At 65.4% G+C, this 26,275-nt stretch carries 19 protein-coding genes; 17 read left to right on the top strand and 2 right to left on the bottom strand.

From position 1 onward, the window contains the following. Positions 1–48: 48 nt before the first annotated feature. From A5696_RS10840 to A5696_RS10815, 6 genes are read left to right on the top strand one after another with little or no spacing between them, the layout of a single operon-like run. Complete coding sequence (locus A5696_RS10840; protein WP_156738335.1) at positions 49–1,959, top strand: glycosyltransferase family 39 protein; 1,911 nt, start codon at positions 49–51, stop codon at positions 1,957–1,959. Then, positions 1,949–2,707, top strand: coding sequence for a hypothetical protein (locus A5696_RS10835; protein ID WP_156738334.1), 759 nt, complete (start codon positions 1,949–1,951; stop codon positions 2,705–2,707). The genes A5696_RS10840 and A5696_RS10835 overlap by 11 nt, the downstream gene beginning before the upstream one ends. Further along, positions 2,694–4,118, top strand: coding sequence for a lipopolysaccharide biosynthesis protein (locus A5696_RS10830; protein WP_067877647.1), 1,425 nt, complete (start codon positions 2,694–2,696; stop codon positions 4,116–4,118). Before A5696_RS10835 ends, A5696_RS10830 begins: the two co-directional genes overlap by 14 nt. A 40-nt stretch (positions 4,119–4,158) precedes the next feature. Next, positions 4,159–5,316, top strand: a complete 1,158-nt coding sequence (locus A5696_RS10825) for a hypothetical protein (protein ID WP_067877644.1) — start codon at positions 4,159–4,161, stop codon at positions 5,314–5,316. Beyond that, on the top strand, positions 5,313–6,320 hold the full coding sequence (locus A5696_RS10820; protein WP_067877641.1) for an aldo/keto reductase: 1,008 nt from the start codon (positions 5,313–5,315) through the stop codon (positions 6,318–6,320). The genes A5696_RS10825 and A5696_RS10820 overlap by 4 nt, the downstream gene beginning before the upstream one ends. Continuing rightward, entirely contained in the window at positions 6,317–8,008 is a 1,692-nt protein-coding gene (locus tag A5696_RS10815) for a GMC oxidoreductase (protein WP_067877893.1), read from the top strand. Before A5696_RS10820 ends, A5696_RS10815 begins: the two co-directional genes overlap by 4 nt. A gap of 62 nt (positions 8,009–8,070) precedes the next feature. On the opposite strand, the gene rfbF (A5696_RS10810) is transcribed toward A5696_RS10815, so the two are convergent. Beyond that, entirely contained in the window at positions 8,071–8,847 is a 777-nt protein-coding gene (gene rfbF / locus A5696_RS10810) for a glucose-1-phosphate cytidylyltransferase (RefSeq protein ID WP_067877628.1), read from the bottom strand. Positions 8,848–9,123: 276 nt separating this feature from the next. On the opposite strand from rfbF (A5696_RS10810), the gene rfbG (A5696_RS10805) reads away from it, so the two are divergent. The 5 genes from rfbG (A5696_RS10805) (at position 9,124) to A5696_RS10785 (ending at position 15,564) form a co-directional block, all read left to right on the top strand. Further along, on the top strand, positions 9,124–10,143 hold the full coding sequence (gene rfbG, locus A5696_RS10805) for a CDP-glucose 4,6-dehydratase (RefSeq protein WP_067877884.1): 1,020 nt from the start codon (positions 9,124–9,126) through the stop codon (positions 10,141–10,143). Between the two features lie 160 nt (positions 10,144–10,303). Then, on the top strand, positions 10,304–11,521 hold the full coding sequence (locus A5696_RS10800) for a glycosyltransferase family 2 protein (protein WP_082956667.1): 1,218 nt from the start codon (positions 10,304–10,306) through the stop codon (positions 11,519–11,521). Continuing rightward, entirely contained in the window at positions 11,518–12,837 is a 1,320-nt protein-coding gene (locus A5696_RS10795; protein WP_067877636.1) for a UDP-glucose/GDP-mannose dehydrogenase family protein, read from the top strand. Before A5696_RS10800 ends, A5696_RS10795 begins: the two co-directional genes overlap by 4 nt. 16 nt (positions 12,838–12,853) lie before the next feature. Continuing rightward, entirely contained in the window at positions 12,854–13,843 is a 990-nt protein-coding gene (locus A5696_RS10790; protein ID WP_067877632.1) for a UDP-glucuronic acid decarboxylase family protein, read from the top strand. A gap of 140 nt (positions 13,844–13,983) precedes the next feature. Next, a complete protein-coding gene (locus A5696_RS10785; protein ID WP_231964287.1) occupies positions 13,984–15,564 on the top strand; it encodes a GMC oxidoreductase in 1,581 nt (526 codons plus the stop codon). Positions 15,565–15,583: 19 nt separating this feature from the next. Here the strand turns inward: A5696_RS10785 and rfbF (A5696_RS10780) are convergent, their stop codons facing one another. Next, positions 15,584–16,360 (bottom strand): glucose-1-phosphate cytidylyltransferase, encoded by a 777-nt coding sequence (rfbF, locus tag A5696_RS10780; protein ID WP_067877628.1) that lies wholly within the window; start codon positions 16,358–16,360, stop codon positions 15,584–15,586. A gap of 276 nt (positions 16,361–16,636) precedes the next feature. On the opposite strand from rfbF (A5696_RS10780), the gene rfbG (A5696_RS10775) reads away from it, so the two are divergent. From rfbG (A5696_RS10775) to A5696_RS10750, 6 genes are all read left to right on the top strand, one after another. Next, positions 16,637–17,656, top strand: a complete 1,020-nt coding sequence (rfbG, locus tag A5696_RS10775) for a CDP-glucose 4,6-dehydratase (protein WP_067877884.1) — start codon at positions 16,637–16,639, stop codon at positions 17,654–17,656. A gap of 160 nt (positions 17,657–17,816) precedes the next feature. Beyond that, positions 17,817–19,076: a glycosyltransferase family 2 protein gene (locus A5696_RS10770; RefSeq protein WP_082956668.1), complete on the top strand. Its 1,260-nt coding sequence runs from the start codon at positions 17,817–17,819 to the stop codon at positions 19,074–19,076. 239 nt (positions 19,077–19,315) lie between these two features. After that, positions 19,316–20,287 carry a cytochrome D1 domain-containing protein gene (locus A5696_RS10765; protein ID WP_197516945.1) on the top strand — a complete coding sequence of 324 codons (972 nt, stop codon included), beginning with the start codon at positions 19,316–19,318 and terminating at the stop codon, positions 20,285–20,287. A 211-nt stretch (positions 20,288–20,498) separates the two neighbouring features. Then, the gene (locus A5696_RS10760) at positions 20,499–23,120 is read left to right on the top strand and encodes an amino acid adenylation domain-containing protein (RefSeq protein ID WP_197516944.1); all 2,622 of its coding nucleotides are present in this window, start codon (positions 20,499–20,501) and stop codon (positions 23,118–23,120) included. A 101-nt stretch (positions 23,121–23,221) separates the two neighbouring features. Continuing rightward, positions 23,222–25,009: a hypothetical protein gene (locus A5696_RS10755; RefSeq protein WP_067877617.1), complete on the top strand. Its 1,788-nt coding sequence runs from the start codon at positions 23,222–23,224 to the stop codon at positions 25,007–25,009. A 36-nt stretch (positions 25,010–25,045) separates the two neighbouring features. After that, positions 25,046–26,272 (top strand): cytochrome P450, encoded by a 1,227-nt coding sequence (locus A5696_RS10750; protein ID WP_067877614.1) that lies wholly within the window; start codon positions 25,046–25,048, stop codon positions 26,270–26,272. The last annotated feature ends 3 nt before the right edge of the window (positions 26,273–26,275 follow it).

The raw sequence follows: 26,275 nt of genomic DNA, 5'->3' as shown, positions 1-26,275 counted from the left end.
CGTTCCTGGTGTGAGCGATCTCGCCGCCGAGCAACAAGTGACGGCTTGATGGCGAGCATCGAGCTGGCCGGGCCTCCCCCTGGTGCCGGTGATGTTGATGTCCTTCGGCCCGGCGGAAGCCCATTGGACCCGGGCCGCAAAGAGGCCCGCAACGGCATCCCCGACGCCCTGCTTGTCGTTTCGATCGGCGTCTTCCTCGTAGCTCTGGCCTATGCCCGCTCGAGGACGAGTTCCAGTTTTGGCACCCCCTTGTTCTGGACCGGCCAGGTGCTCATATTCGCTTTCGTCGTCTATCGCGTACTGAAAGCGTCTACGTCGGCTCGCGAGCGCGAAGTCTTGGTGCTCCTGTACGCCGGTGCCCAGTCCGCGATCAGGTGGGCATACAGCCCAGTGATGTTCCAGTGGTGCGATGAGCTGCAGCATTTGGGATCGCTTCTCAACGCCCTGCGGACGCATCATCTCTTCCACACGAATCATGACCTGCCGATCAGCCCTTGGTACCCGGGCATGGAGAATGTCACTGCCGAGCTGGTCCAGGTGTCGTCGGCAAGCACATTCGTCGCCGGTGTCGTCATCGCCAGTGCTTCGCACGTATTGCTCGCAGCGGCTGTCCTACTTCTCTTTCGCGAGGTTTCTCGGTCGTCGCGCGTGGCGTGCATCGGCGTAATACTGTATTTGCTCAGCCCGCAGATCCACTATTTCGACACATCATTCATCTACGAAAATGTGGCGTTGCCGTTCCTGGCCCTGTCGATTTTCTTTGCAATCCGTTTCGCGGCGCATGAGCGCCGACGCCATCAGAGCCTCGCCGGCATGTTGGCTTGCGTCGCGATCGCCGTGATGACGCATCACGCGACGGCGCTGGCAACGGTCGCCATTCTGGCCGGCATTGCACTGGCGACATCGCTGTTCGCCAGTACCCGCGACCTGGCACGGCGTCTTGCGGTCTCTGCCGGGGCGGGGGCGCTCGTCGTTGGATGCTGGATGTTCTTCGTCGCACCCGCCACCGCCGACTACCTCGGGGATGCGGGGCCGCAAATCCTCAATGGCCTGGCGCAGCTCGGGAAGGCCGACGGAAAGAGCAAGCTGCCGACAAGCCTCGCGATCCCGCTCGTCGACCGCCTGTGCAACCCGGGCGGCGTCGCGCTGATGCTGGTACTGCTCGCGGTGAGCGTTCGTCTTGCGCGCCCCCTGCCGCCGTTGCAGCGGCTATTCATCTGCTTGGCGCCCGGTTTGTATGCGCTGATGATTGTGATACGCCTCTTTGTCGGTTCCCCGCCCAACGGAGAGCACCCGGACGGCGCCGAGCTGGCGATCCGTTCGCTCACGTACTTTTCGATCTTCACCGCCCTGGCGGTGGCCGTGGTTTTGGACCGTCTCGTCACAACTGCGGCCACCCGCCGCGGTAGGTCAGTGCCGATGCCGAGCGGCCAGGTAACCGCAACGGCGATTGCCATCGTGCTGCTGCTGCACTCGATCACCACCGGCCTGCCGCAGTGGTGGCAGCGGCTTCCGGGTCCGTTCCTGGTCGACGGTTACGTAAGTGGAATAGACAGCGTCGGCACGGCCAGGGGCGAATGGGCGGCAAAGAATCTGCCGGCAGGTGCCCGTTACTTCGGCGACGTCACGTCGCTTGTTCTGGTGTCCTCATTGTCCGAGCTGGATCCCATCGCCGGCCCGGGCTCGCTTTATGACACCACCCGCCTCACCCCGGAGGACTCTGCGCTTATCGGTGGCCTCCTGGCCACGTACCTGGACGTGGACACGCGAATGGCCCAACAGGCTCCTGTTACTCGATACCTGTTCAAATCGGATGTCATGGCCGGAACGAGGGAATCGCCCCTATACGCGGGCAATCTGGCCAAGTTCGACAATCTTGCCGGAATATCTCGAATCTATGATTCGGGCTACGACCATTTCTACGACCTACGAGCGATGCAGAATATTTATGGACACTAAATTGCGTAAGATCGACTGCGTCCTGTTGGGGGCGCTGGTGTGCTACGGCGTGTCCGTGTTGCCATTCATTCCTCGTGAATTTTCGAATGCGGCGGGCACAGTTCTGTGTTTCATTCTGACCGGGGTCGCCGGCGCGAGCGCGATCTTGCCTAGCCGGGTGAACGGCGTCGCGCGATTGACCGCCATCGTCGCCTGCTCGTTGGGGACGGGGATCGTCGGTGGCCTGATCATCAATATCCTTCCCTCAGGGCTGGTGCGGTTCAATTGGCTCACGTACGCATTCGCAACTACGCTCATCGCCTATGCGGTGGCGCGTGTGCGTGGCGCAGGCGGTCCGCTGGAGTGGAAGCCCGGCGATTTTCCGAGCCTGAGCCTGAGCCGGGCCTCGGCCGTCAAAGTTTGCGCTTCGGTGGTCGCGCTGGGCGCGGCTGTCGTCGTGTCGATCAGCAGTTCGCATCACGGGCAAACGCCTTTCACCGAGGTGTGGTTCCTCCCCGACGGCCCCGAACATTCTCCGGTTGGTGCGACCGGTGCTGTGCTTGGTATGAAAAGTCATGAGACCTCGAGTGAGGAATTCGTCGTCGTCGTCAACACCGGTTTGCAGGTGACGACGCATCACGTCACGCTCGCTCCGAACCAGACGTGGACCCGGGACTTCTCCGTGGGCGGCGAGAAACCACTGGCCACCGTGTATCGAGGCCGCGTGGCCGACCCTCCGTACAGGACGGTGTGGTTTGTCCGGCGGTGACGGCGTGGGCGCGCTCCGTCGCGCGGCGCAGATCCCACACAAGCGGTGGCTTGGTCCTCTGCTCGAGCGTGGCAACGCTTCGAAGTCCGGTGGACATCGCGTCATCTCGATTGCGCTGGCGCTCTTCAGCACGACCGTCTTGACCGCGGGACTGGGCTTCGCGTTCTGGGCCCTCGCAGCCCACATCACCACCACCGAGGTCGTCGGCCGCGCGTCCGCAGTGCTCTCTGCGATGCAGCTCATCGGAACCTTCTGCACGCTGGGCTTTCACATCCTGCTGATCGCCGAACTTCCGAGGCGCGACGGTGCCGAGGTGAAGCGTCTGGTCGTCACCAGCCTGGGAATCGCCGGCGCTTTGGCGTTCGCGATCGCGGCGGCATACGCCGTCGTCAATCACGTCGCGACCAAGACCGGTGAATGGCTCTACGCCACGCCGGGCGGCATAGCGCTCTTCGGTGTCGGCACAGCCCTGACGACGGTGACGATCATCCTGGATGGCGCGCTGGTCGGAGTCCAACGAGCCGGGCGGCAGACGTCACGCAATCTGGTGTTCTCACTCGTCAAACTCGTCGCGCTGCCCATCGCGGCTTTTGCCGTCGGCCTGTCGCCGCAAATCGTGTTCTCGGTCTGGCTGCTGGGAAACCTCGTCTCGTTGCTGGCCCTCGGGCTGCGAACCAAGGCTCCGCAAGAATGGCTGAAGACGGCGCCGTCCCTGCGGGGATTCTTCCCGCTGTGGCGTTCGGGGGCGGGTTATCACTGGATCAACGTCGCCACCCACACCCCGGCGCTCGTTCTGCCGATCATGGTCACCGCCCAGCTGGGCGCCGACGTCAACGCGGGTTTTTATGCGGCTCTTCTCTTGGTGAGCGTCGTCTGGATCGTTCCGTGCCATCTGTCCACCGCCATGTTGACCCTCGACCATGGCAACAGCGACCACTTCGGGCGTGGGCTCGGCACCGCGCTGCGGCTGTCAGGGGTGGTATCCGTTCTCGCTGCCGCGGGAGCTGCCGCCTTGGCAGGTCCGCTCCTGGCAATCTTCGGTCCCGGGTACGCACAGGCCCGCGATTGCTTTATCGCCCTCGCGGCTTGCACGTTCCCCCTCGCAATCAAGTTCATCTACATCCCCGTACGCCGGGCGCAGGGTGCCCTGGGCAAGGCCGCCCTGGCGGTGACCCTCGGCGCGGTCCTGGAACTCGGCGGTGCCGAGCTCGGACTCAAGCTTGGTGCCGTGACCGGCCTCGGCATCGCGTTCGGCGTGGCGACGCTGCTGGAGGCGGCATGCTTCTGGCCGACCATCCAGAAGGCGCGGAAGTCGTCGGATCGGCAGGCCGCGGACGCGGAGCAAAGTCGCCCCGGCCAACAACCAGAGATCCCTGAGATAGTCTGTGCCCTTGGGAATTACGGTGCCTAAGGGAAAGCATCGCGCTCGCTCTCCACGCCGCCGATGGAACGTGCCGCACCTGCGCCCGATCATCGCCGGTTTCGTCATCGCTGCGCTTGCGCTGCCGTTTGCCGATGCGGTTATGGTGACAGTCGGCGAGCGGAGCGGGGCGTTCGAACAGCGCGGGGTGGTGTTGCCGACATGGAAAGTTCAAGGCTATGAGGGGCCGGCCGCGACGCAAGCGACCGGCGACATCGCCGGCCTCGGCGCCACCTGGATTCAGTTCACCCCGACATGGCGGATGGCCACAGCGACGTCGAGCAATGTCGACGTTGCGTACAGCGTCACCGACGCCGCTTTGCTGACAGAGATCGACCTCGCCCGCAGCAAAGGCCTGAAGATCTTGTTGAAGCCGCATGTCGACCCCCAGGACGGCACAAACCGCTGGGCGATCAAACCGTCTGACCGCGCGGCCTGGTTCAGCTCCTACCAATCGATGATCACCCACTACGCCGCTATCGCCCAGCAGAAAGGCATCGACGAGTTCTCGGTGGGCTGCGAGCTGGCCACCATGACGGGTTCCGCGGATCAGAGCGCGTGGCTGACGGTCATCAAGGCCGTGAAAGCCTTGTACAGCGGTCCGCTCGTCTATGCGGCCACCGTCGACGAATACCGCAACGTGTCATTTTGGGATCAGCTCAATCTCGTTGGGGTCGACGCCTATTTCCCGTTGAGCACCAGGCCGACGACGGATGTCTCGGCGCTGGAGGCGGCGTGGATTCCGATTCGGGACCAAATGTCGGCGTTCGCCGTCCAAGTCGGGCGCCCGATCCTGTTCACCGAGGCGGGCTATCCCAGCCTGGTGGGTGCGGCGGTGGAGCCCTGGAACAACGAATACAGCACAACACCCTCCCAGCCGGAGCAGGCCGCCGCTTATGAGGCGTTGCTCTCGACGTTCAGCGGCCAGCCCTGGTGGGCCGGGGCATTCTGGTGGTCGTGGTGGACAGACAATGGGATTTACGGCCCGCTTGATCACGCGTTACGGGGAAAGCTCGCCGAATCGGTTCTGCGGAATTGGTGGGCTTCGGTCCCGTATCGGGGAACCGCCAAGACGTGTGAGGCGGACGCATCCGGGGACGGGGGTGCCCCCCACATCTGCGGCTCATCGGCCAAGAACACACCGCGGCCCCCTGCCGGGATGCGCAATTGGGCAGGACCAGAACAATGACCGATTCTCCCTCGACCGAACCGTCGACCGCGTCGCGGGGCCATGCGGTCGGATTCGGCTGCGCAAGCCTGTACGGCCTGCCCGGAAGGCGGGAGCGCCGTGCGGTCTTGGAATCTGCCTACGACCTCGGGATCAGACATTTCGACGTGGCGCCCATCTACGGCCTCGGCCTGGCGGAAACCGAGTTGGCGGATTTTGCCCAAACGCATCCCGATATCCGGATCGCGACGAAGTTCGGCATGAGGCCGACGGTGATCGGCCACCTCGCCGGTTTGGTCCAGCCCCCGATCCGCCGAATACTGCAGACGTCCTCCGCGGTGAAATCCAAAGTCAAGCAATCCGGTGCCGCGCCCGAAGCCGGCGCTGTCGGCCGCGTTCTCTACACCCGCCGGAATTACTCGGTGACGACCGCCCGGCGCGCGCTCGTGTCGAGCCTGCGGGCCCTGCGCGTCGAGCGAATCGACTACTTCCTGCTGCACGAACCGGCCGGCGTGCTGGGCCATGACTACAACGAGGTCGTCGACTACTTGGAGACTGAACGCAGCCGGGGCGTGATCAGATACTGGGGACCGGCCGGTGACCTGTCACGCGGGGACGACGCGTTGTTGGCCGACCTGAGCGCGCGGGCGTCCGCGCTTCAGTTTCCTTACGATCTGATCGCCGGATATTGGGGACCGCCGCCGGAGCAGACTCGGCCACTGATAACTTTCGGCTTCCTTTCCGGAACGCTACCGCGCGTACAGGGTGTTCTGCGTCGCGAGCCGGAGTTCCGGCAGCAGTGCAGCGAGCTGCTCGATGCGGACCTTGCGGATCCGCAAAGCGTGCTCAGGCTGCTCGTGCGTGACGCGGTGAGGCACAACCGGGGCGGAACGGTGCTGCTCTCGTCGACCAAGATCAAACACCTCGAAATGGCTTACGCGAGCGCGCATGTCCCCCTCCGCAACGAGGCCCAGGTGGCGTGCATGATCCGCAATGAATGCCTCGGTACCCGGGCGGCGCGATGATCGTCTCCGCGAGAGAGATTCCGGACGGCGGGTGCCTGGAAGCGGGCCTGGTCGTGATCGGGGCAGGGCCGGCGGGCATCGTCTGTGCGCTCGAGGCGGCGAGGAGGGGTGTCGACGTTGTCCTCCTCGAGACCGGGAACAGCAAACCAAGCCCCGAGTATCAGAAGCTGTCGGTTGCTCATCGACGGCACCCCGACGTGCATGCACCGGTCGAGCTGGCGATCAGCCGCCAGCTCGGCGGTACGTCTTCGATCTGGGGTGGGCGGTGCGTTCCCTATGACCGCATCGACTTCGCCGAGCGCGACATCGTGCCGGGCTCTACCTGGCCCGTCACCTACGAGGACCTGCAGTGCTATTTCGAACCGGCCTGCCAATGGATGCTCTGCGGTCGCTCGATCTTCAACGTCAGCGAGCTCGACCACCTGCCCCGGCACATGATCGCGGGTCTCGAGGACGGCGAAGTTTGCACGTCGTCGCTCGAACGCTGGTCGCTTCCAACCAATTTCGGCAAGGTGTACTTCGACGATCTCCGCGATGCGGCCGGCCTCAAGGTCATTACCGACGCGACCTGTGTGCGGATCAACCTCGATGACGACGAAGATCGTGCCAAAGACATTGAATGCAAGACGCTTTGGGGGCGCTCGTTCACCGTCGCCGCCGAGAACGTGATCGTGGCGGCGGGCGGATTGGAAAGTGCCCGATTGCTGATGTGCTCGCCGGGCCGGGGAGGCCGAAGCATCGGTGACCATTCCGGTCAGCTGGGTCACTGGTACATGGCCCATCTCGAGGGTGTGATCGCAGATCTGGTGTTGACGACGCCCGTCGACGACACGATCTATTGGTACGAGCGCGATGTCGACGGTTCTTACGTCCGGCGCAGATTCAGTTTCACCGAAAGCTATCTGCTCGAACACGGCTTACCGAATATCTCGGGATGGATCGCCAATCCGGAGCTGGCCGACGCGTCGCACCGCAATGCGCACCTGTCGTTGACGTATCTGGCGCTGATCTCGCCCCTGGGATTCTTGTTCGCACCTACCGCGCAACGGCTTTCACTGACCGGTTCCAACATCCCGGGGACGCCGTACGGGATGGCAACGCGATCGTCGGTGTGGGCGCATCTTGGTAATGTGCTGCGGCAACCGATCCAAACGATAAAGTTCTTCGTCGACTTCGGCATCAAGCGGGTGTTCGCCAGGGGCCGCAAGCCGCCGGGCTTCTTCGTCGGCAACGCCGCGAACCGCTACCCCTTTCAGTACCACGCCGAACATCTGCCGCACTACGAGAGTTGCGTAACGCTCGCCGATGACGTTGATGACCTCGGCATGCCGAAACTCGACATCGATATCCGATTCACGGACGAAGACATCCAAGGCGTACTGGCGGCGCACAGGCACTGGGACGATTACCTGCGCGCCAGCGGCGTCGGGCGGCTCGAGTATCTGGCGGACGACCTCGCCGCGGCGGTGCGCGCGCGTACCGGCGGCGGTTTCCACCAGGTCGGAACCACCCGCATGTCAAAGGATCCGGAGAAGGGCGTGGTCGACGAAAATCTCGCCGTCCACGGTGTCCCGAATGTCCACGTTGTGAGCAGCTCGGTGTTCGTGACATCCGGCCAGGCCAACTCCACCTTCATGATTGTCGTACTCGCCCTTCGCCTCATCGAACGGTTGTACGGAGCCCGCTAGATCGTCGGCCCGGCCCCACCCCATTCCCCATTTTGCGGGGTGAGTGGGTTGGTGGGGTGGGGTTAGTTCCAGATTTTCCAGGGTGGGTTGCCGGTGTTCCAGAGGTTGTTGAGGGCTTGGGATTCGCGGTAGGTGTCCATGGGTTGCCAGAATCCGTGGTGGGCGTAGGCGGCGATTTGGCCGTCTTTGGCGAGTCGGAGGAGTGGTTGGTCTTCGAGGACGGTGTCGTCGCCGTCGAGGTAGTCGAAGATTTCGGGTTCGAAGATGAAGTAGCCGATGTTGATCCAGTCTTCGGTTTTGGGTTTTTCGCGGAAGGTGGCGACGACGCCGTCTTGGTGGAGGTCGATGACGCCGAATCGGCTCATGGGTTGGGTGGCGGTGACGGTGGCGAGTTTGCCGTGGTTGCGGTGGAATTCGAGGAGGGCGTTGATGTTGACGTCGGCGATGCCGTCGCCGTAGGTGCATAGGAAGGTTTCGTTGCCGACGTATTTGTGGATGCGTTTGATGCGGCCGCCGGTCATGGTGGTCAGGCCGGTGTCGGCGACGGTGACTTGCCAGTTGAATTCGTCGTGTGAGCCGTGGTGGCGGATGCTGGATTGGTCGCCGAGGGTGATGGTGAAGTCGAGGTTGGCTACGCCGTAGTTGGCGAAGTAGCTTTTGATGTGTTCGCTTTTGTAGCCGGTGCACACGATGAAGTCGTTGATGCCGTGGTGGCCAAGGATTTTCATGATGTGCCAGAGCACGGGTCGGCCGCCGACTTCGACCATGGGTTTGGGGCGGAATTCGGTTTCTTCGCGCATGCGGGTGCCCAGGCCGCCGGCCAGCAGTACGGCTTTCATGACTGGTGGTTCCGTGGTGTCGGTGTCGGTGTCGGTGTCGGTGGGGTGGTCATGGTGGGCTGCCTATCTGTGGGTGGGCCGGCGGTGCGCGCGGCGGCGGAGACCGGGTGGTGGTTGTAGGGCGCAGTATCCTGCTGCTCTGCGGTAATGCCCGGGATTGTCATATCGTGTACCCTCCTGGACTAGGTTATCACGTACTTTATGGATGTATAGGGCTCATTTGAGCAACTTCTGGTTTACTATGTGAAAGTCAGCCACACACGTGAGGAGATCCCTGTGCACTACCTGGTCACCGGACACACCGGGTTCAAAGGGTCCTGGCTTACGCTGCTCCTGCTCAGCCGCGGGCACCGGGTATCCGGTGTGGCCGCTGTGGAGCCGCCCGAGGGCGGCCTGTTCAAGCGGGCGGCGCTCGCGGACCAGCTTGCCTGCGACTTCCGGCTGGACATCCGTGACGCGGAGGAGACCGCGGCGGCGTTGTCGGCGGCGGCTCCGGATGTCGTGGTGCACATGGCCGCCCAGCCGTTGGTCCGGGAGTCGTACCGCAAGCCGCGGGACACCTACGAGATCAACGCCATGGGCACGCTCAGCGTGCTGGAGGCCGTCGCGGCCACGCCGTCGGTGCGTGCGCACGTCGTGGTGACCACCGACAAGGTCTACCGCAACAACAACCAGAAGGCCGGTTACGTCGAAACCGACCCTCTCGGTGGCGACGATCCTTACAGCGCGTCGAAGGCGATGGCCGATCTGCTGGTCCAGTCCTGGACCCGCAGCTTCCCCGGCGTTCCCACCGCTATTGCCCGCGCCGGCAACGTCATCGGCGGCGGCGACTCCAGTCGAGACCGGCTCCTGCCAGACCTGACGGCCGCCTTCGCGCGCGGCGAGGCGCCTCGGTTACGGTTTCCGCACGCGGTGCGGCCGTGGCAGCACGTGCTGGATTGCCTCAACGGCTACCTCACCGTCGCCGATGCGCTGCTGGCCGGTTCCGGCCTGGGACAGTGGAACATCGGGCCGGGCCCCGACAGCTTCGTCGAGGTCGGCGAAGTGGCCACGCTGGCGGCCGAGCTTTGGGGCGGCGGCGCGCACTGGGACCTCGACGGTGACAATCACCCGCACGAGGCGAACCTGCTCGCTCTCGATACCTCCAAGACACAGCGCGAACTGGGCTGGCACGGCCGGCTCAGCTTCCGCGATGCCGTGGCATGGACGATCGACTGGGAGCGGCGCGTGCACGCGGGGGCCGACGTGCTCACGGTGACCCGCGAGCAGATCGACGCGTTCGAAAGCCTGCAGTGAGCGACTTCGACCCGCCCCCCGAATCGGTGCCGCCGGGGCTGCCGATCCGGCCCGTTCACGACGGGCCCGTTGCGTTCCCGGTGGCCCGAGCATTCAACGCGGTCATCGCGTAGAGGGATCATGGTGGGCATCGCGTTTTTGCCGAGTCGATGGTTGCGCTGTGCGTGAGGTCGGGCGGGGTGGGTTGCGGGCGCCGGCGTGGGTGGTCGACGTTGAGTTGGGGCGTGGGTATGGGGATGAGGTCGTCGATGTGGGGCGGTTTGCGGCGGCGTGGTGTTTGGTGCGCAGGGACGGTGTTCCGGTGGCGACGCGGTTTTTGGACTTGGCGGGCGAGTCGTCGATCGTGTTGGCCGAGTTGCGGGATCGTTTTGGCGCGCTGAGGCTGCCGCGGCCGGTGGAGGTGTTCGACGGTGGTGCGGTGTCGCTGACGGTGGTGATCTGCACGCGTGATCGGCGTGCGGGTTTGGTGCAGACGTTGGCCAGCTTGGCCCGGCAGTCCGATCCGGGTTTTGAGGTGTTGGTGGTCGACAATTCGGGTGAGGGTGCGGTGGCGCGCACGTTGGGTGAGTTCGAGGGTCTGCGGCTGCGGTGTTGTCATGAGCCGGCGCCGGGTTTGTCGCGGGCCCGTAACCGCGCGCTGGCCGAGGTGGGCAGTGAGTTCGTCGCCTGGATCGACGATGACGAGGTGGCCGATCCGGACTGGGTGGCCTGGATCAAGCGGGGGTTTGGGTGTCCCGAGCGTCCCGATGCGGTGGTGGGGTTGATGCTGCCGGCGGAGTTGGAGACCGACGCCCAGGTCAATTTCGAACGCTACGGGGGGTTCAACAAGGGCCGTGGCGTGGAGCCGGTGGTGCTGCGTGCGGGCACCGCGTCGGTCTGGGATCCGCTTTATCCGCTGCCCAATTTCGGCGCCGGGGGCAATATGGCCTTTCGGACCGACACGCTGCGCGCCATCGGCGGCTTCGACAATCGACTCGGCGCCGGGACCCTCACCCATGGTGGGGAGGAGACGCGGGCGTTGTCGCTGCTGCTCGAGAACGGCTCGACGATCCTGCACTGGCCGCCGGCCATCACCTGGCACTACCACCGCCGCACCGACGAAGCCCTGGAAAAGCAGTTCTTCGGGTACTCGGCGGGCCTGACCGCGTTCTACATGAGCATGATCTTGACCTCCCCGCACTATCTGTGGCGGATCCTGCGGTTCGTCCCGCGCGGCCTCAAACGCATGCTGGCCAACCGCGGCTCCGGACAGCCCGAGCTGACCGGGGGCGTCCCGGAAAACCTCCTGCGGGCCGGCAGAAAGGGCCTCCTGCAAGGCGCCTGGCTCTACCTCCAAGAAACCCGCCATCAACACCGCACCGAATCCGGTGTCCGGTGAAGATCTCGGTGATCGGCTCCGGCTACGTCGGCCTCGTCACGGGCGCCTGCCTCGCCGACAGCGGCAATGACGTCGTCTGCGTCGACATCGACCACGCCAAGATCGACCAGCTCCGTTCGGGAAGGGTGCCCATCTACGAGCCCGGCCTGGCCGAGCTGATCGACAGGAACCGCGAGAACGGATCCATCGACTTCACCACCGATACGCGGCGCGGGGTCGAACACGGGGACGTGATATTCATCGCCGTCGCGACGCCCATGGGTCGCAGCGGCGCGGCCGACCTCTCCCACGTCTATTCCGTGGCCGATGACATCGGCTCGCACATGGATCGCTACAAGGTCGTGGTCGACAAGTCGACCGTCCCGGTGGGCACGGCCGACGAGGTTCGGGCGATCATCGACAAGAACGCGAAGCACGAGTTCGACGTCGTGTCGAATCCCGAATTCCTGAAGGAAGGCACGGCTATTGCCGACTTCATGAAGCCCGACCGCGTGGTGATCGGCTGCGACTCCAAGCGCGCCCTCGACATCATGCGCGAGCTCTACGAGCCGTACCTGCGCACTTTCAATCCGTTGATCACGATGGACGTCCGGAGCGCCGAGATGGCCAAATACGCGGCCAACTGCTTTCTGGCGACCAAGATCTCCTTCATCAACGAGATCTCGAACCTGTGTGAGCGGGCCGGCGCTGATATCTCGGCCGTGCGCGAGGCCATCGGGGCGGACAAGCGCATCCGCTATGAGTTCCTGTTCCCCGGCGTGGGCTACGGCGGCTCCTGCTTGCCGAAAGACGTTCAGGCCCTGATACATACCGGCGCCGGCCTGGGCGCGGACATGCGTTTGCTGCGTGCGGTCGACCACGTCAACAGAGGGCAGAAGGTCGCCCTGGTATCAAAGATCCTTTCCCACTTCGGGGACCGCCACGGTCCCGCGACGAATCTGGACGGCCTGCGCTTCGGGCTCTGGGGCCTCAGTTTCAAGCCCCAGACCGACGATATGCGCGAAGCGCCGTCCGTCGTCACCGCGCGCAGGCTGGTCGAGCTCGGTGCCACCGTGCGGGCCTACGATCCCGAAGCGGCCGTGCAGGCGAAGAGGGCGCTGGGGGATTCGATCGAGTACGCCGGGAGCATGTACGAGGCCGTCGACGGCGCCGATGCGCTGCTCCTGGTCACCGAGTGGAAGCAGTTCCAGCGGCCATCCTGGCAGCGCCTCAAATCGGTGATGCGCGGTTTCGTCGTGTTCGACGGCCGAAACATCTACGAGCCAAAGCGCGTGCGGGCCGAGGGATTTGACTACTACGGCATGGGCCGGAACTAGGACTGAGGAGAAGCACATGAGAGCCCTCGTCGCGGGCGCCGCAGGTTTCCTGGGATCCCACCTCTGCGACCGTCTGCGCCGCGACGGTGTCGAGGTTCTCGGGCTCGACAACTTCTACAGCGGCAGCCGGGAAAACCTCAGTCACCTCGAGAACGACCCGGGCTTCGGCTTCCTCGAGCACGACATCACACGACCGTTGGACGCGCCGGCGGCCGGCCCGCTGGACGTCATCTTCAACATGGCCTGCCCGGCGGCGCCGCTCACATACCAGCGCGATCCCCTGTTCACCCTCGAGACGAACTATGCCGGGGTCAAGAACCTCCTCGAACTGGCCCGCGACAAGGACGCGATCATGCTCCAATCCTCGACCAGCGAGGTCTATGGGGATCCCACGGTTCATCCCCAGGTCGAGAGCTACTGGGGCAACGTCAACTGTTTCGGTGTGCGGAGTTGTTATGACGAGGGCAAGCGGATCGCCGAGACGCTGATGCTGGAATACGCCCACCGCTACCGGGTCCGAATCAAAGTCGTCCGCATCTTCAACACCTACGGCCCGAGAATGGATCCGGAGGACGGCCGCATCATCGGCACCTTCATCGCCCAGGCGCTGCGGGATGAACCGATCACGGTGTTCGGGGACGGCAACCAGACCCGCTCCTTCTGCTACGTCGACGACCTGGTCGACGGACTGGTCAGGATGGCCGCGAGCGCACCGTCGTTCATCGGACCCGTCAACCTTGGCGGCACGGCGGAATTCACCGCCCTGGCGGCCGCGAACATCATCAAGGGGATGACCGGATCCCGCTCGGCGATCGTCTTCACGGCCCTGCGGCAGGACGACCCCAAGCAACGGAAGCCCGACATCAGCCTCGCCGAATCCAGGCTCGGTTGGCGTCCCCAAGTCCCTTTCGAGCAGGGGGTCGCGCGAACTATCGAATACTTCAGTGGCACCAGCGGGATGGAGCGCTGCGTACTGCCCACAGTGACCGCAGGCACGGGACTGTGACGACGACGCCCGGATCGTGTTCGTCATCGTCGCCCGGCCGGGGCCAGGCTTCGGGCCATCCTGCGCTGAGGGGTTCGGTTCTGGCTGACGGCGACCTGAGTCCGCGCGAGGCCGAGCGCATCGAGTGGGACGTTATCGTCGTGGGTACCGGCATGGGGGGCGGGATGCTGGGCCATTGGCTGGCCCGCGCGGGCCGCAAGGTGCTGTTCGTCGAGAAAGGACGCTCGACGCTGCCCGGAACACCGGGAACGATTCGCTCCGCGATTCCCGAACTTGCCGAGCCGCGCGCCTACCGTTCCGCCGCAACCTATTTCGACGCCCTGGCCCGGTCCGGGCGCTCCACCGACGAGGTCGAAGACATCAGCGGGCGGCGCCCGAAGCGGTTCGTGCCGTTCATCGGCAGCGGCACCGGCGGGTCCTCGGCCCTCTACGGTATGGTCTGCGAACGCTTTTTCGTCCGCGATTTCACGCCCCGGCAAGACTTCACCGACCCCGGCGATTCCACCGTGCCCGAGGCCTGGCCGATCAGCTACGACGAGCTGCGGCCCTGGTACGCCGAGGCCGAAAAGCTGCTGGGGGTGCGCGGCCAGCCCGATCCACTGCGCCCGGAAGCCGCCGAGATCGGATTGCCTGCGGCGCCGCCGTTTTCACCCGACAACGAGCCGCTGGTCAACCATTTGGCAGGCCGCGGCCTGCATCCCTACCGCCTGCCGATGGCCTGCGACTACACCGACGGGTGTGCCACCTGTCAGGACCATCTGTGCGAGAAGTTGTGCAAAAACGACGCCGGCCGCAACGGGGTGCTGCCCGCCGTCGCCGAGTACGGCGCCCAGCTGCTGACCGAATGCCGGGTGGTGCGTCTGGAGGCGGACTCCGCCCGGGTGCGGCGGGTGATCTGCCGGCATCGCTCCGATCTGCTGGCCCTGAAGGCGAAGGTTGTGGTGCTGGCCGCCGGCGCGCTGGCCAGCCCGGTGCTGTTGCTCAATTCCCGGTCGGGTGATTGGCCGCGTGGACTGGCCAATGGGTCGGACTGGGTGGGGCGCAATTTGATGCGCCATCTGTTGGACCCGATCGAGATCTGGCCACACCGCGACTACAAGACCACAGCGGCAAACAAAGAGATCGGGCTCAACGACTTCTATTTCTGGGAGGGGCAGAAATACGGCACCGTGCAATCCTTCGGGCCGCTGCCGCCGATGGAATGGCTGACCAATCGGCCAGACTGGCGAAGCAGGGCGCTGCGCCTCGCGAGCCCTGCGGTGCGCCAGATCTACCAGAGAATCTTGACCGGCGGACTGGTGCTGGTCGCGATGACCGAAGACCTGCCCTATCTGGACAACCGAGTCCTGCCGTGCGACCGGCCCAGCCCGGACGGGCGCCAACGACTGCGCTTTCAGTACCGCTTACACCCCAGTGAGATCCGGCGCCGCGCGGCGTTTTTGCGCCAACTCAAAGAGGTGCTGCAACCGTTTCGGACGATGTCGCTGGTGAGCGGCGAGGGCAACTCGAACCTGGGCCACGTCTGCGGGACGTGCCGCTTCGGCACCGATCCGAAAACCAGCGTGCTGGACCCCCACAACCGGGCGCACGAAGTCGACAACCTCTACGTGGTGGACAGCTCGTTCTTCCCCTCCAGCGCAGGTTTGAACCCCAGTCTGACGGTCGCTGCCAACGCGTTGCGGGTGGCCGCATACGTCGACCAAGTGCATTTTGCGGGGTGATTGGGTTGGTGGGGTTGGGTTAGTTCCAGATTTTCCAGGGTGGGTTGCCGGTGTTCCAGAGGTTGTTGAGGGCTTGGGATTCGCGGTAGGTGTCCATGGGTTGCCAGAATCCGTGGTGGGCGTAGGCGGCGATTTGGCCGTCTTTGGCGAGTCGGAGGAGTGGTTGGTCTTCGAGGACGGTGTCGTCGCCGTCGAGGTAGTCGAAGATTTCGGGTTCGAAGATGAAGTAGCCGATGTTGATCCAGTCTTCGGTTTTGGGTTTTTCGCGGAAGGTGGCGACGACGCCGTCTTGGTGGAGGTCGATGACGCCGAATCGGCTCATGGGTTGGGTGGCGGTGACGGTGGCGAGTTTGCCGTGGTTGCGGTGGAATTCGAGGAGGGCGTTGATGTTGACGTCGGCGATGCCGTCGCCGTAGGTGCATAGGAAGGTTTCGTTGCCGACGTATTTGTGGATGCGTTTGATGCGGCCGCCGGTCATGGTGGTCAGGCCGGTGTCGGCGACGGTGACTTGCCAGTTGAATTCGTCGTGTGAGCCGTGGTGGCGGATGCTGGATTGGTCGCCGAGGGTGATGGTGAAGTCGAGGTTGGCTACGCCGTAGTTGGCGAAGTAGCTTTTGATGTGTTCGCTTTTGTAGCCGGTGCACACGATGAAGTCGTTGATGCCGTGGTGGCCAAGGATTTTCATGATGTGCCAGAGCACGGGTCGGCCGCCGACTTCGACCATGGGTTTGGGGCGGAATTCGGTTTCTTCGCGCATGCGGGTGCCCAGGCCGCCGGCCAGCAGTACGGCTTTCATGACTGGTGGTTCCGTGGTGTCGGTGTCGGTGTCGGTGTCGGTGGGGTGGTCATGGTGGGCTGCCTATCTGTGGGTGGGCCGGCGGTGCGCGCGGCGGCGGAGACCGGGTGGTGGTTGTAGGGCGCAGTATCCTGCTGCTCTGCGGTAATGCCCGGGATTGTCATATCGTGTACCCTCCTGGACTAGGTTATCACGTACTTTATGGATGTATAGGGCTCATTTGAGCAACTTCTGGTTTACTATGTGAAAGTCAGCCACACACGTGAGGAGATCCCTGTGCACTACCTGGTCACCGGACACACCGGGTTCAAAGGGTCCTGGCTTACGCTGCTCCTGCTCAGCCGCGGGCACCGGGTATCCGGTGTGGCCGCTGTGGAGCCGCCCGAGGGCGGCCTGTTCAAGCGGGCGGCGCTCGCGGACCAGCTTGCCTGCGACTTCCGGCTGGACATCCGTGACGCGGAGGAGACCGCGGCGGCGTTGTCGGCGGCGGCTCCGGATGTCGTGGTGCACATGGCCGCCCAGCCGTTGGTCCGGGAGTCGTACCGCAAGCCGCGGGACACCTACGAGATCAACGCCATGGGCACGCTCAGCGTGCTGGAGGCCGTCGCGGCCACGCCGTCGGTGCGTGCGCACGTCGTGGTGACCACCGACAAGGTCTACCGCAACAACAACCAGAAGGCCGGTTACGTCGAAACCGACCCTCTCGGTGGCGACGATCCTTACAGCGCGTCGAAGGCGATGGCCGATCTGCTGGTCCAGTCCTGGACCCGCAGCTTCCCCGGCGTTCCCACCGCTATTGCCCGCGCCGGCAACGTCATCGGCGGCGGCGACTCCAGTCGAGACCGGCTCCTGCCAGACCTGACGGCCGCCTTCGCGCGCGGCGAGGCGCCTCGGTTACGGTTTCCGCACGCGGTGCGGCCGTGGCAGCACGTGCTGGATTGCCTCAACGGCTACCTCACCGTCGCCGATGCGCTGCTGGCCGGTTCCGGCCTGGGACAGTGGAACATCGGGCCGGGCCCCGACAGCTTCGTCGAGGTCGGCGAAGTGGCCACGCTGGCGGCCGAGCTTTGGGGCGGCGGCGCGCACTGGGACCTCGACGGTGACAATCACCCGCACGAGGCGAACCTGCTCGCTCTCGATACCTCCAAGACACAGCGCGAACTGGGCTGGCACGGCCGGCTCAGCTTCCGCGATGCCGTGGCATGGACGATCGACTGGGAGCGGCGCGTGCACGCGGGGGCCGACGTGCTCACGGTGACCCGCGAGCAGATCGACGCGTTCGAAAGCCTGCAGTGAGCGACTTCGACCCGCCCCCCGAATCGGTGCCGCCGGGGCTGCCGATCCGGCCCGTTCACGACGGGCCCGTTGCGTTCCCGGTGGCCCGAGCATTCAACGCGGTCATCGCGTAGAGGGATCATGGTGGGCATCGCGTTTTTGCCGAGTCGATGGTTGCGCTGTGCGTGAGGTCGGGCGGGGTGGGTTGCGGGCGCCGGCGTGGGTGGTCGACGTTGAGTTGGGGCGTGGGTATGGGGATGAGGTCGTCGATGTGGGGCGGTTTGCGGCGGCGTGGTGTTTGGTGCGCAGGGACGGTGTTCCGGTGGCGACGCGGTTTTTGGACTTGGCGGGCGAGTCGTCGATCGTGTTGGCCGAGTTGCGGGATCGTTTTGGCGCGCTGAGGCTGCCGCGGCCGGTGGAGGTGTTCGACGGTGGTGCGGTGTCGCTGACGGTGGTGATCTGCACGCGTGATCGGCGTGCGGGTTTGGTGCAGACGTTGGCCAGCTTGGCCCGGCAGTCCGATCCGGGTTTTGAGGTGTTGGTGGTCGACAATTCGGGTGAGGGTGCGGTGGCGCGCACGTTGGGTGAGTTCGAGGGTCTGCGGCTGCGGTGTTGTCATGAGCCGGCGCCGGGTTTGTCGCGGGCCCGTAACCGCGCGCTGGCCGAGGTGGGCAGTGAGTTCGTCGCCTGGATCGACGATGACGAGGTGGCCGATCCGGACTGGGTGGCCTGGATCAAGCGGGGGTTTGGGTGTCCCGAGCGTCCCGATGCGGTGGTGGGGTTGATGCTGCCGGCGGAGTTGGAGACCGACGCCCAGGTCAATTTCGAACGCTACGGGGGGTTCAACAAGGGCCGTGGCGTGGAGCCGGTGGTGCTGCGTGCGGGCACCGCGTCGGTCTGGGATCCGCTTTATCCGCTGCCCAATTTCGGCGCCGGGGGCAATATGGCCTTTCGGACCGACACGCTGCGCGCCATCGGCGGCTTCGACAATCGACTCGGCGCCGGGACCCTCACCCATGGTGGGGAGGAGACGCGGGCGTTGTCGCTGCTGCTCGAGAACGGCTCGACGATCCTGCACTGGCCGCCGGCCATCACCTGGCACTACCACCGCCGCACCGACGAAGCCCTGGAAAAGCAGTTCTTCGGGTACTCGGCGGGCCTGACCGCGTTCTACATGAGCATGATCTTGACCTCCCCGCACTATCTGTGGCGGATCCTGCGGTTCGTCCCGCGCGGCCTCAAACGCATGCTGGCCAACCGCGGCTCCGGACAGCCCGAGCTGACCGGGGGCGTCCCGGAAAACCTCCTGCGGGCCGGCAGAAAGGGCCTCCTGCAAGGCGCCTGGCTCTACCTCCAAGAAACCCGCCATCAACGCCGCACCGAACCGGCCCGTGGAGTTCGGTGGCCGGCGCAATCACGTGACAGTCGGCTGGCCGGATAGCAGGAATGATCGCAGGCAACGTAGTGGCACAGGACGCGGACCGGGCGCGAATATCTCCGTCGTTCCACGATGGCGTGCTGACCTGGACCGAACACAGGACTCGCCCGCCGGCCAGTCCGACCCGATACGAACCCCGCCCGCCGGCCGGTCCGCGCGCGCCCAAACCGTCGCGGCAACGGCAAAAAGCCGCCGAGAAGCCGAAGCGGACCCCGAAACCCCCGCGCGCGCGACTGGCCGCCATGCATCCTGCCCAACTCGAGGCGATGATGGGGCTCGTACTCGCGGTCTTCGTCGCCGGCCTGTTCGGCATGATCAATTTGGTCAACCGGCCTGTGCACACGAACGCCGTGTTCGTCGGCACGGCCCCGAACGCGGTGGCGGTGGACCCGGTCACCAATACCGTCTATGTCACCAACAACCTCACCGAGACGATGTCGGTGATCGACGGGTCGAAACGCGCGGTCATCGCCACCGTGCCGGTCGGCCACCACCCGGACGGCGTGGCGGTGGATCCGGGCACCCACACGGTCTACGTGGCCAACTCCGACTCCCACACCGTGTCGGTGATCGACGGGTTGACCCGCAAGGTCACAGCCACCGTGCCCGTCGGCAACACCCCGTTCGGGGTGGCGGTGGATCCGGGCACCCACACCGTCTTCGTCGCCAACTACGGCCACCCCACGGTGTCGGTGATCGACGGGTCGACGCACACGGTCATCGCCACCGTGCCCGTGGGCAACGGCCCGTTCGGGATAGCGGTGGATCCGGCCACCCACGTTGTCTACGCCACCAATTCCGGTGACCACACGGTCTCCGTGATCGACGGGTTGACGTACGCCGTCACCGACACCGTGCCCCTTGGCAACACCGCCGGCGGGGTGGCGGTGGACCCCGACACCCACACCGTGTACGTCGCCAACTACGGCCACCCCACCGTGTCGGTGATCGACGCCTCCAGGCGCATCGTCATCGACAGCATCCGCGTCGGCAACAACCCGTTCGGGGTGGCGGTGGATCGAGACACCCACACCGTCTACGTCACCAACTTCGCTGACAGCACGCTGTCGGTGATTGACGGCTCGACGCACGCCGTCACCGAAACCGTGCCCGTCGGCAACAACCCGGACGCGGTGGCGCTGGATCCGGACAGCCGCACCGTCTACGTCACCAACTACGCCGACCACATGCTGTCAGTGCTCGCGGCGCGATAGTCAGCCACAATCCGCAAGAAAACCGAAGGGTTAGATATTGTCGTCATTCTATGCTAAAAGTATGTATAGAGCTGGTTTAGGTCGATTATCGGTATCTCAAGGGCGTACCGAGCGGCGCGGTTACCGCGGCCGCCTCCGGGACGGCCTCCGTTAGGAGGAGCACACAGCCGTGGCAGCAGCGCCCGACCTACCGATGGCTCAACATGACCTGGTGAGAAGGCCGGCCCGTCGTCGTCAGCTGGGCTGGAATCCGCCAGTGCCGCCGAATGTTTCGTCACTCTGTGTCCACGAGCTAATCCGGGCGCAGACCGAACGAACGCCCGACTCGGTAGCCGTCGAGCTCGGCCACGAGGCACTGACCTATCGCCAACTCGACGACCGCGCCGAACACATCGCCGCGCGACTGCGGGCCGCGGGCGCCGGGCGTGGCACGGTGGTGGCCGTGCTGCTTGACCGCAAGCTCGATCTGGTGGCGGCGCTTCTCGGAATCCTCAAGTCCGGCGCGGCATTCCTGGCGCTGGATCCCCGCCAACCGGGTCACCGCAACGCCTTCAGCGTCAATGACGCCGGTGCGGCCGTCATTCTCACCGATCGTCAGCAGCCGACCGGCGGAGCATCGTCGACGGCCAAGGTGATCAATCTCGACGATCCGTGGCCGCTGCGCCCGGCACTGAACTCCGATCCGTTTGTCGAGGTGTCCCCCGGCGACCTCGCCTACGTGACCTACACGTCTGGCTCCACCGGCCGCCCCAAGGGGGTGCTCGTCGAACATCGCGGCCTGGCCAACGTGATGCTGACGATGTTTGCCGAGTTCGGTGTCACCGCTTGCGACACCGTATTGTCGTCGTCTTCCTTCAGCTTCGACGCCGGGCTCGCCGACGTCTTCTGTGCGCTGGCGTGCGGGGCGCGACTAGTGCTGGCCACCGTTGAGCAGGCGACGAATCCGGATGCGCTGAGCCGGCTTATCGCGGGCACCGGCGCGACGTACATGATGGCCACACCGACTCTTTGGGAAGCGCTCATCGCCGGCGGCTGGAACGGAAAGGCTGACTTAACGGTGGTGTCCGTCGGCGAAACGCTGACCGAGGCGCTCGCCGAAGCGCTGTTGCACCGCTGCCGGGCGGTCTGGAACGGCTACGGCCCCACGGAGGCCACGATAGGCTCGAACTTCTCCCGGGTCGCCCGGGGGGACATGGTGACGGTTGGCAGACCACTTCCGAATGTTCTTGTCTACGTTATGGATTCACGCGGACGGATGCAACCGGTCGGCGTTCCCGGGGAGATCGTGATCGGCGGCGTCGGTGTGGCTCGTGGATATCTCAACCGTCCTGACGAGCAGGCGCGCCGATTCGGAGACGATCCATTCCACGCCGGCGGGCGGATCTATCGGACGGGCGATCGTGGCCGGCTGCTGCCCGACGGCCGAATTCAATTCCTGGGTCGCTACGACGACCAGGTGAAGATCCGCGGGATTCGCGTCGAGCCGGACGAGATCGCGTCAACGCTGGCCGAGCACCCGGACGTGGGCCCCTGCGCCGTCGTCGCTCGTGAGGCGCCCAGCGGGGGACGGCAGTTGGTTGCGTACATCATCGGCAAGCCGGGTGTGCCGAGCGATGCCGAAGCCCGTCGATGGCTACGCGACCGGCTGCCCGATTACATGGTCCCGAGCGCGTTCGTGCATCTGAGCGCGTTCCCGATGACCCCGAGCGGGAAACTCGACAAGGCCGCGCTACCCGCGCCGCCGCCGCCGGGAGCCGGGCAGCCCGAGGCTGTGCGGCCCCGTAACGAACTGGAAAGAAGCGTCGCCAAGTTGTGGGCCGACGTGCTCGGCGTGCCGGTGGCTGACGTCAACTCCGACTTTTTTGATGTGGGGGGCCACTCGTTGCTGGCGCACCGGCTGATCGCGAAGATTCGTCGGACATGGGGAGTGCCACTGCCGCTCGAGGCGTTCCTCGACAGCGGCAGGACCATTGCGGGACTTGCCGAGTTACTGAGCGCCGAAAGCCCGGGCCGCACCGGTCAAGTGACCTCCCGCCCACCGCTGCACTTCATCTTCGCGGACGATCCGTCAGCCATGAGCCTGAGACATTTCACGGCGATTTGGGGAGCCGCCCAGCCGGTGCACGCGGTGATACCCGAACAGCCAGGTGGGCGGTTTGACCGATCCCTGAGCATCGAAGAGCATGCCAGCCAGGCCCTTTCGGCGATCCGCGAGCGGCAGCCGGATGGCCCGCTTGCGCTGGTCGGCTACTCGATCGGGGGGCTCGTCGCATACGAAGTTGCCCGCCAGGCCGTCGATTCCGGCCAGCAGGTCGAGTGGCTGGCCATCCTCGACACCGAGGCGCCATCGATGGCGCAGCTGCTGCGGGCGCAGCTGACGCTGCGCTGGCAGCTCCGTCAGTTACGCGAACAGCCGGCGCGTCAGCGGTGGGCCAAATGCGCCGAGGTCGCGCTTCGGGTGCTTCGGGGCGGCCCCCGCGCGCTGTGGCCACAGATCGACTTCGACTATCGCGGAGCCACCGAGATCGTATGCCGCTATCAGCAGCCCGGTCACGAGGTGCCGATGCACCTGTTCGTCAGCGAGGCCTCCGCGGCGGTTGCGGACGCAGACCTGTTGGGCTGGGACGAATTCCACAACGGAACCTTGACGGTGCATCGTGTTGCCGGTGACCACGGCACCCTGCTCGACCTGCCCGACGTGGAGCGGCTCGCGCGGATGATGCTCGAGTCGCTCGGCACAGCGAAGGCATCGCCGACAACCGCCGCGTTGCCCGCAACGACCCCGGAGAACCCCACCCGACGGGAGCGCTCACGAACATGTGGCACCGCTTGACGACGACCGCGGGAGCGCGACCGATCCGGCCGCGCGACGCCCGCCACCCGAGAGCACGCCTATCCGCCGGCGGCGGAAGCCGGCCGTGGGACCGGCGCACCATGCCGCCGGCGACGACGGAGGTGCCGACTTTTTTCGGACCGTCGGTTTCGCCATTGTTCGGCGTGCTCCACCTGCCGGTCGGCAACCAGATCAGGGGTGGGGTGGTGATCTGCGGCTCGCTCGGCAAGGAGGGGATGGACAGCGTTCGACTGCACCGGATCCTGGGCGACAGCCTGGCGCGCCGCGGTTTCGGCGTGTTGCGTTTCGACTACCTGGGCACGGGTGATTCCGCCTACGCTCAGGGCCGCGATGACGCGCTGGCCGACTGGGTGGCAAGCGTGGGCCACGCGCTCGACTACCTCAACCTGATCGGCGCCGAGTCGGCGACCGCCATCGGCGTCCGTGCCGGATGCCTGATCCTCGACGAGTACCTGTCGCAATCCCGCAGAGTCAACCGCGCGGTCTACCTCGATCCCCCCGGAACGGGCAGGCGCTACCTTCGGGAACACGTTGCGCTGTACCGGTTGTCGGTGGGCGAGGACGCCGTTACGGCCGGCGAGGTGTCAATCATGGGCGCGCGGTTCAGCGACCGCGCCGCCGCGGAATTCTCGGCGCTGAGGCTGGGCGCCGATCCAGTCGGCGCCTATGGCGTCGACAACCTACTGCTGGTGGGACGCCCAGCCGAGACCGACAAGCGCATCACTGCCCTCGCGGCGGCAGAGGGGGTCGACGCGGTCGTCGCCGGCGGACTGCCTGAATGCGCCCATCCGTTGCCGGTGCCGTTGCCGATCCCTTTCGCCGCGGTCGATTCGATCGTCGACTGGATTGACGGAAACGTCCCCGCCCGCACCCATCGTGCCGCGCCCCGATACCTGACAACGGTGACGATGCCGGCCGAAGGGCCGGACGGGGCAGACGTTTTCGAGAAAATCGAACGGATCGGGCCGAGCGGGCTGTTCGCCATCCGCACGCTGCCTCGACGCCGTAGTTCCGCACCCACGAAGACCGTACTGTTCTTCACGACGTCTCACGACCTGCATGTGGGACCCGTCCGCGAGTGGGTCGAATTGTCACGTCGCATCGCAGCGGGCGGGTCACAGGCGGTGCGCTGGGACAAGCTGGGGGAGGGCTTGTCCGGCCGAATTCGTTGGGCACCTTGGCAAAGGGTTTATACCCAGGCGGACGTCACCGACTCGATTGCGGTGGCCAGACACGCGCGCCGAGACGCCGGGGAACTCGAGCTCGTCGGTATCTGCTCAGGGTCTTGGTACGCCGCTCAGGCCGCCCGCAGCATCGGTGCTCAGTCGGTGATCCTGGTCAACCTGGTGGTGTGGAACTGGCGAGTCACCCCGACCCTGGCGGAGCAGTTGTACTTCCGGAACCAGGCGCACAACGCCAACGCGGCCCGAGAAGCCGCTGGCGGCTCCTTTGGTTCCGGCTGGACAGCGCGGCTGGGGGCACTTGTCCGCTCGGGTAGAAAGCGGTCGAAAAGATTTGTGCACAACCATTTCCCGCGATATCTCTTGCGGGTGTTGAGCTGGGTCGGCTTGGTGTTCCTGCCGGAGAACGTACTGGCAACGCTTGCCCGCCGTGGAACCGGCGTGACACTGATCGCCTCGCCCGAGGATGCGGAGCAGTTCAGTGCCAGAGGCGGCCGGGCGGCCCTTGACCGGCTGCAAGGGACGTTGCGGCCGCCCCGCCTGATCGCGGTACCCACCGGCGATCATTCCGCCCATCACCCGGCGATATTGGCGGCGATCCGCACCACGGTCTTGCCGGTCGCCGCCGCTCGCCCGTCGGGGCGCCCGCCCGTGTCGGCCGTACTCTCGACCGGCCACGCCGTCTAGTCCTGAGCGCGATCATCACCAGAGAGGAGGTGGGGCATGGCCGAAGACGCGATCAGCATCGGTGGTGTCGACCTCGCCGATCCGAACACATACGTGTCGGGAATCCCCTTCGATGCCTTCCGGAAGCTCCGTGAGTGCGCGCCCGTGGCATGGCACCCGTACAAGGATGGGCCCGGGTTCCTCGCGCTCACCGGCTACGACGAGGTCTACGCCGTGTCGCGCGACAGCGCCACGTGGTCGTCGGAGGCGACGGGGGTGTACTTCGACGTGCCCCGCCCCGACGACATCGCCGACCAGCGGGGCGTGCTGATGTTGACGATGGACCCGCCGCGACACACCGCGCTGCGCGCTCTGGTCAGCAAGGGTTTCACGCCGCGGCAGGTCGCGAAGCTCAACGCACGCATCGCGGAGATGGCGCGCGATGTGGTCGACAGCGTCATCGAGCGGGGCGAGTGCGACTTCGTCACCGACGTCGCCGGGGCGCTGCCCTCATACGTCATCGCCGAACTGCTCGGCATTCCACTGGAAGACGGCTACCGGCTTTACGAGCTGACCGAAATCATGAACACCGGTCAGATAGGCGACAAGCGCGCCATGAAAGCCGGCGCCGAGATGTTCAAATACTCAACGGAACTCGTGGCCAGCAAGCGTGCGGATCCTCGCGATGACATCGCGACATCGCTGCTGCATGCCGAGGTCGACGGACAGCGCCTCACCGAAAGCGAGTTCAACTTCTTTTTCATGCTGCTGATCAATGCCGGCGGCGACACCACCCGCAACCTCGTCGCCGGAGGCACGGGCGTGCTGATGGACCATCCGGAGGAGCGGGCCAAGCTGGAGGCGGACCCGTCGCTGCTGCCGACTGCGGTTGAAGAAATGCTTCGCTACGTCGCCACGTTCATCGCGTTCTTCCGCACGGCCACGAAGGACACCGAACTACGCGGGGTGCCCGTGCGGGAGGGCGACCGCGTGGCGATGTTCTACCCGTCGGCCAATCGGGACGAGGGCCACTTCGTCGATCCCGACCGATTCGACGTGGCTCGAAAGCCCAACCCGCACCTGGCATTCGGCGGCGGAGGCACCCATTTCTGCCTCGGTGCGAACCTGGCCCGAGTGGAGGCGGCCGCCCTCGTCTCCGAGGTGCTGTCCCGGATGAAGAATCTGGAGTTGGCGGGTCCGGTCGAGCGCATGCCGTCGACATTGATCAACAACATCCACTCGATGCCGGTCCGCTTCACGCCGGCTCGACGTATGGGGGCGTGACGG

Origin of the sequence: Mycobacterium sp. E2699 (assembly GCF_001666745.1) — a bacterium.
Taxonomy (GTDB): Bacteria; Actinomycetota; Actinomycetes; order Mycobacteriales; family Mycobacteriaceae; genus Mycobacterium.
This window is presented reverse-complemented; position numbering and strand designations above follow the sequence as displayed.

Bases quoted from the DNA above. Each gene is read 5' to 3' on its own strand.
- A5696_RS10835 (WP_156738334.1), top strand. From the start codon at position 1,949: ATGGACACTAAATTGCGTAAGATCGACTGCGTCCTGTTGGGGGCGCTG.
- A5696_RS10815 (WP_067877893.1), top strand. From the start codon at position 6,317: ATGATCGTCTCCGCGAGAGAGATTCCGGACGGCGGGTGCCTGGAAGCG.
- A5696_RS10840 (WP_156738335.1), top strand. From the start codon at position 49: ATGGCGAGCATCGAGCTGGCCGGGCCTCCCCCTGGTGCCGGTGATGTT.
- rfbF (WP_067877628.1), bottom strand. From the start codon at position 16,360: ATGAAAGCCGTACTGCTGGCCGGCGGCCTGGGCACCCGCATGCGCGAA.
- A5696_RS10820 (WP_067877641.1), top strand. From the start codon at position 5,313: ATGACCGATTCTCCCTCGACCGAACCGTCGACCGCGTCGCGGGGCCAT.
- A5696_RS10790 (WP_067877632.1), top strand. From the start codon at position 12,854: ATGAGAGCCCTCGTCGCGGGCGCCGCAGGTTTCCTGGGATCCCACCTC.
- rfbF (WP_067877628.1), bottom strand. From the start codon at position 8,847: ATGAAAGCCGTACTGCTGGCCGGCGGCCTGGGCACCCGCATGCGCGAA.
- A5696_RS10755 (WP_067877617.1), top strand. From the start codon at position 23,222: ATGCCGCCGGCGACGACGGAGGTGCCGACTTTTTTCGGACCGTCGGTT.
- A5696_RS10765 (WP_197516945.1), top strand. From the start codon at position 19,316: ATGCATCCTGCCCAACTCGAGGCGATGATGGGGCTCGTACTCGCGGTC.
- A5696_RS10750 (WP_067877614.1), top strand. From the start codon at position 25,046: ATGGCCGAAGACGCGATCAGCATCGGTGGTGTCGACCTCGCCGATCCG.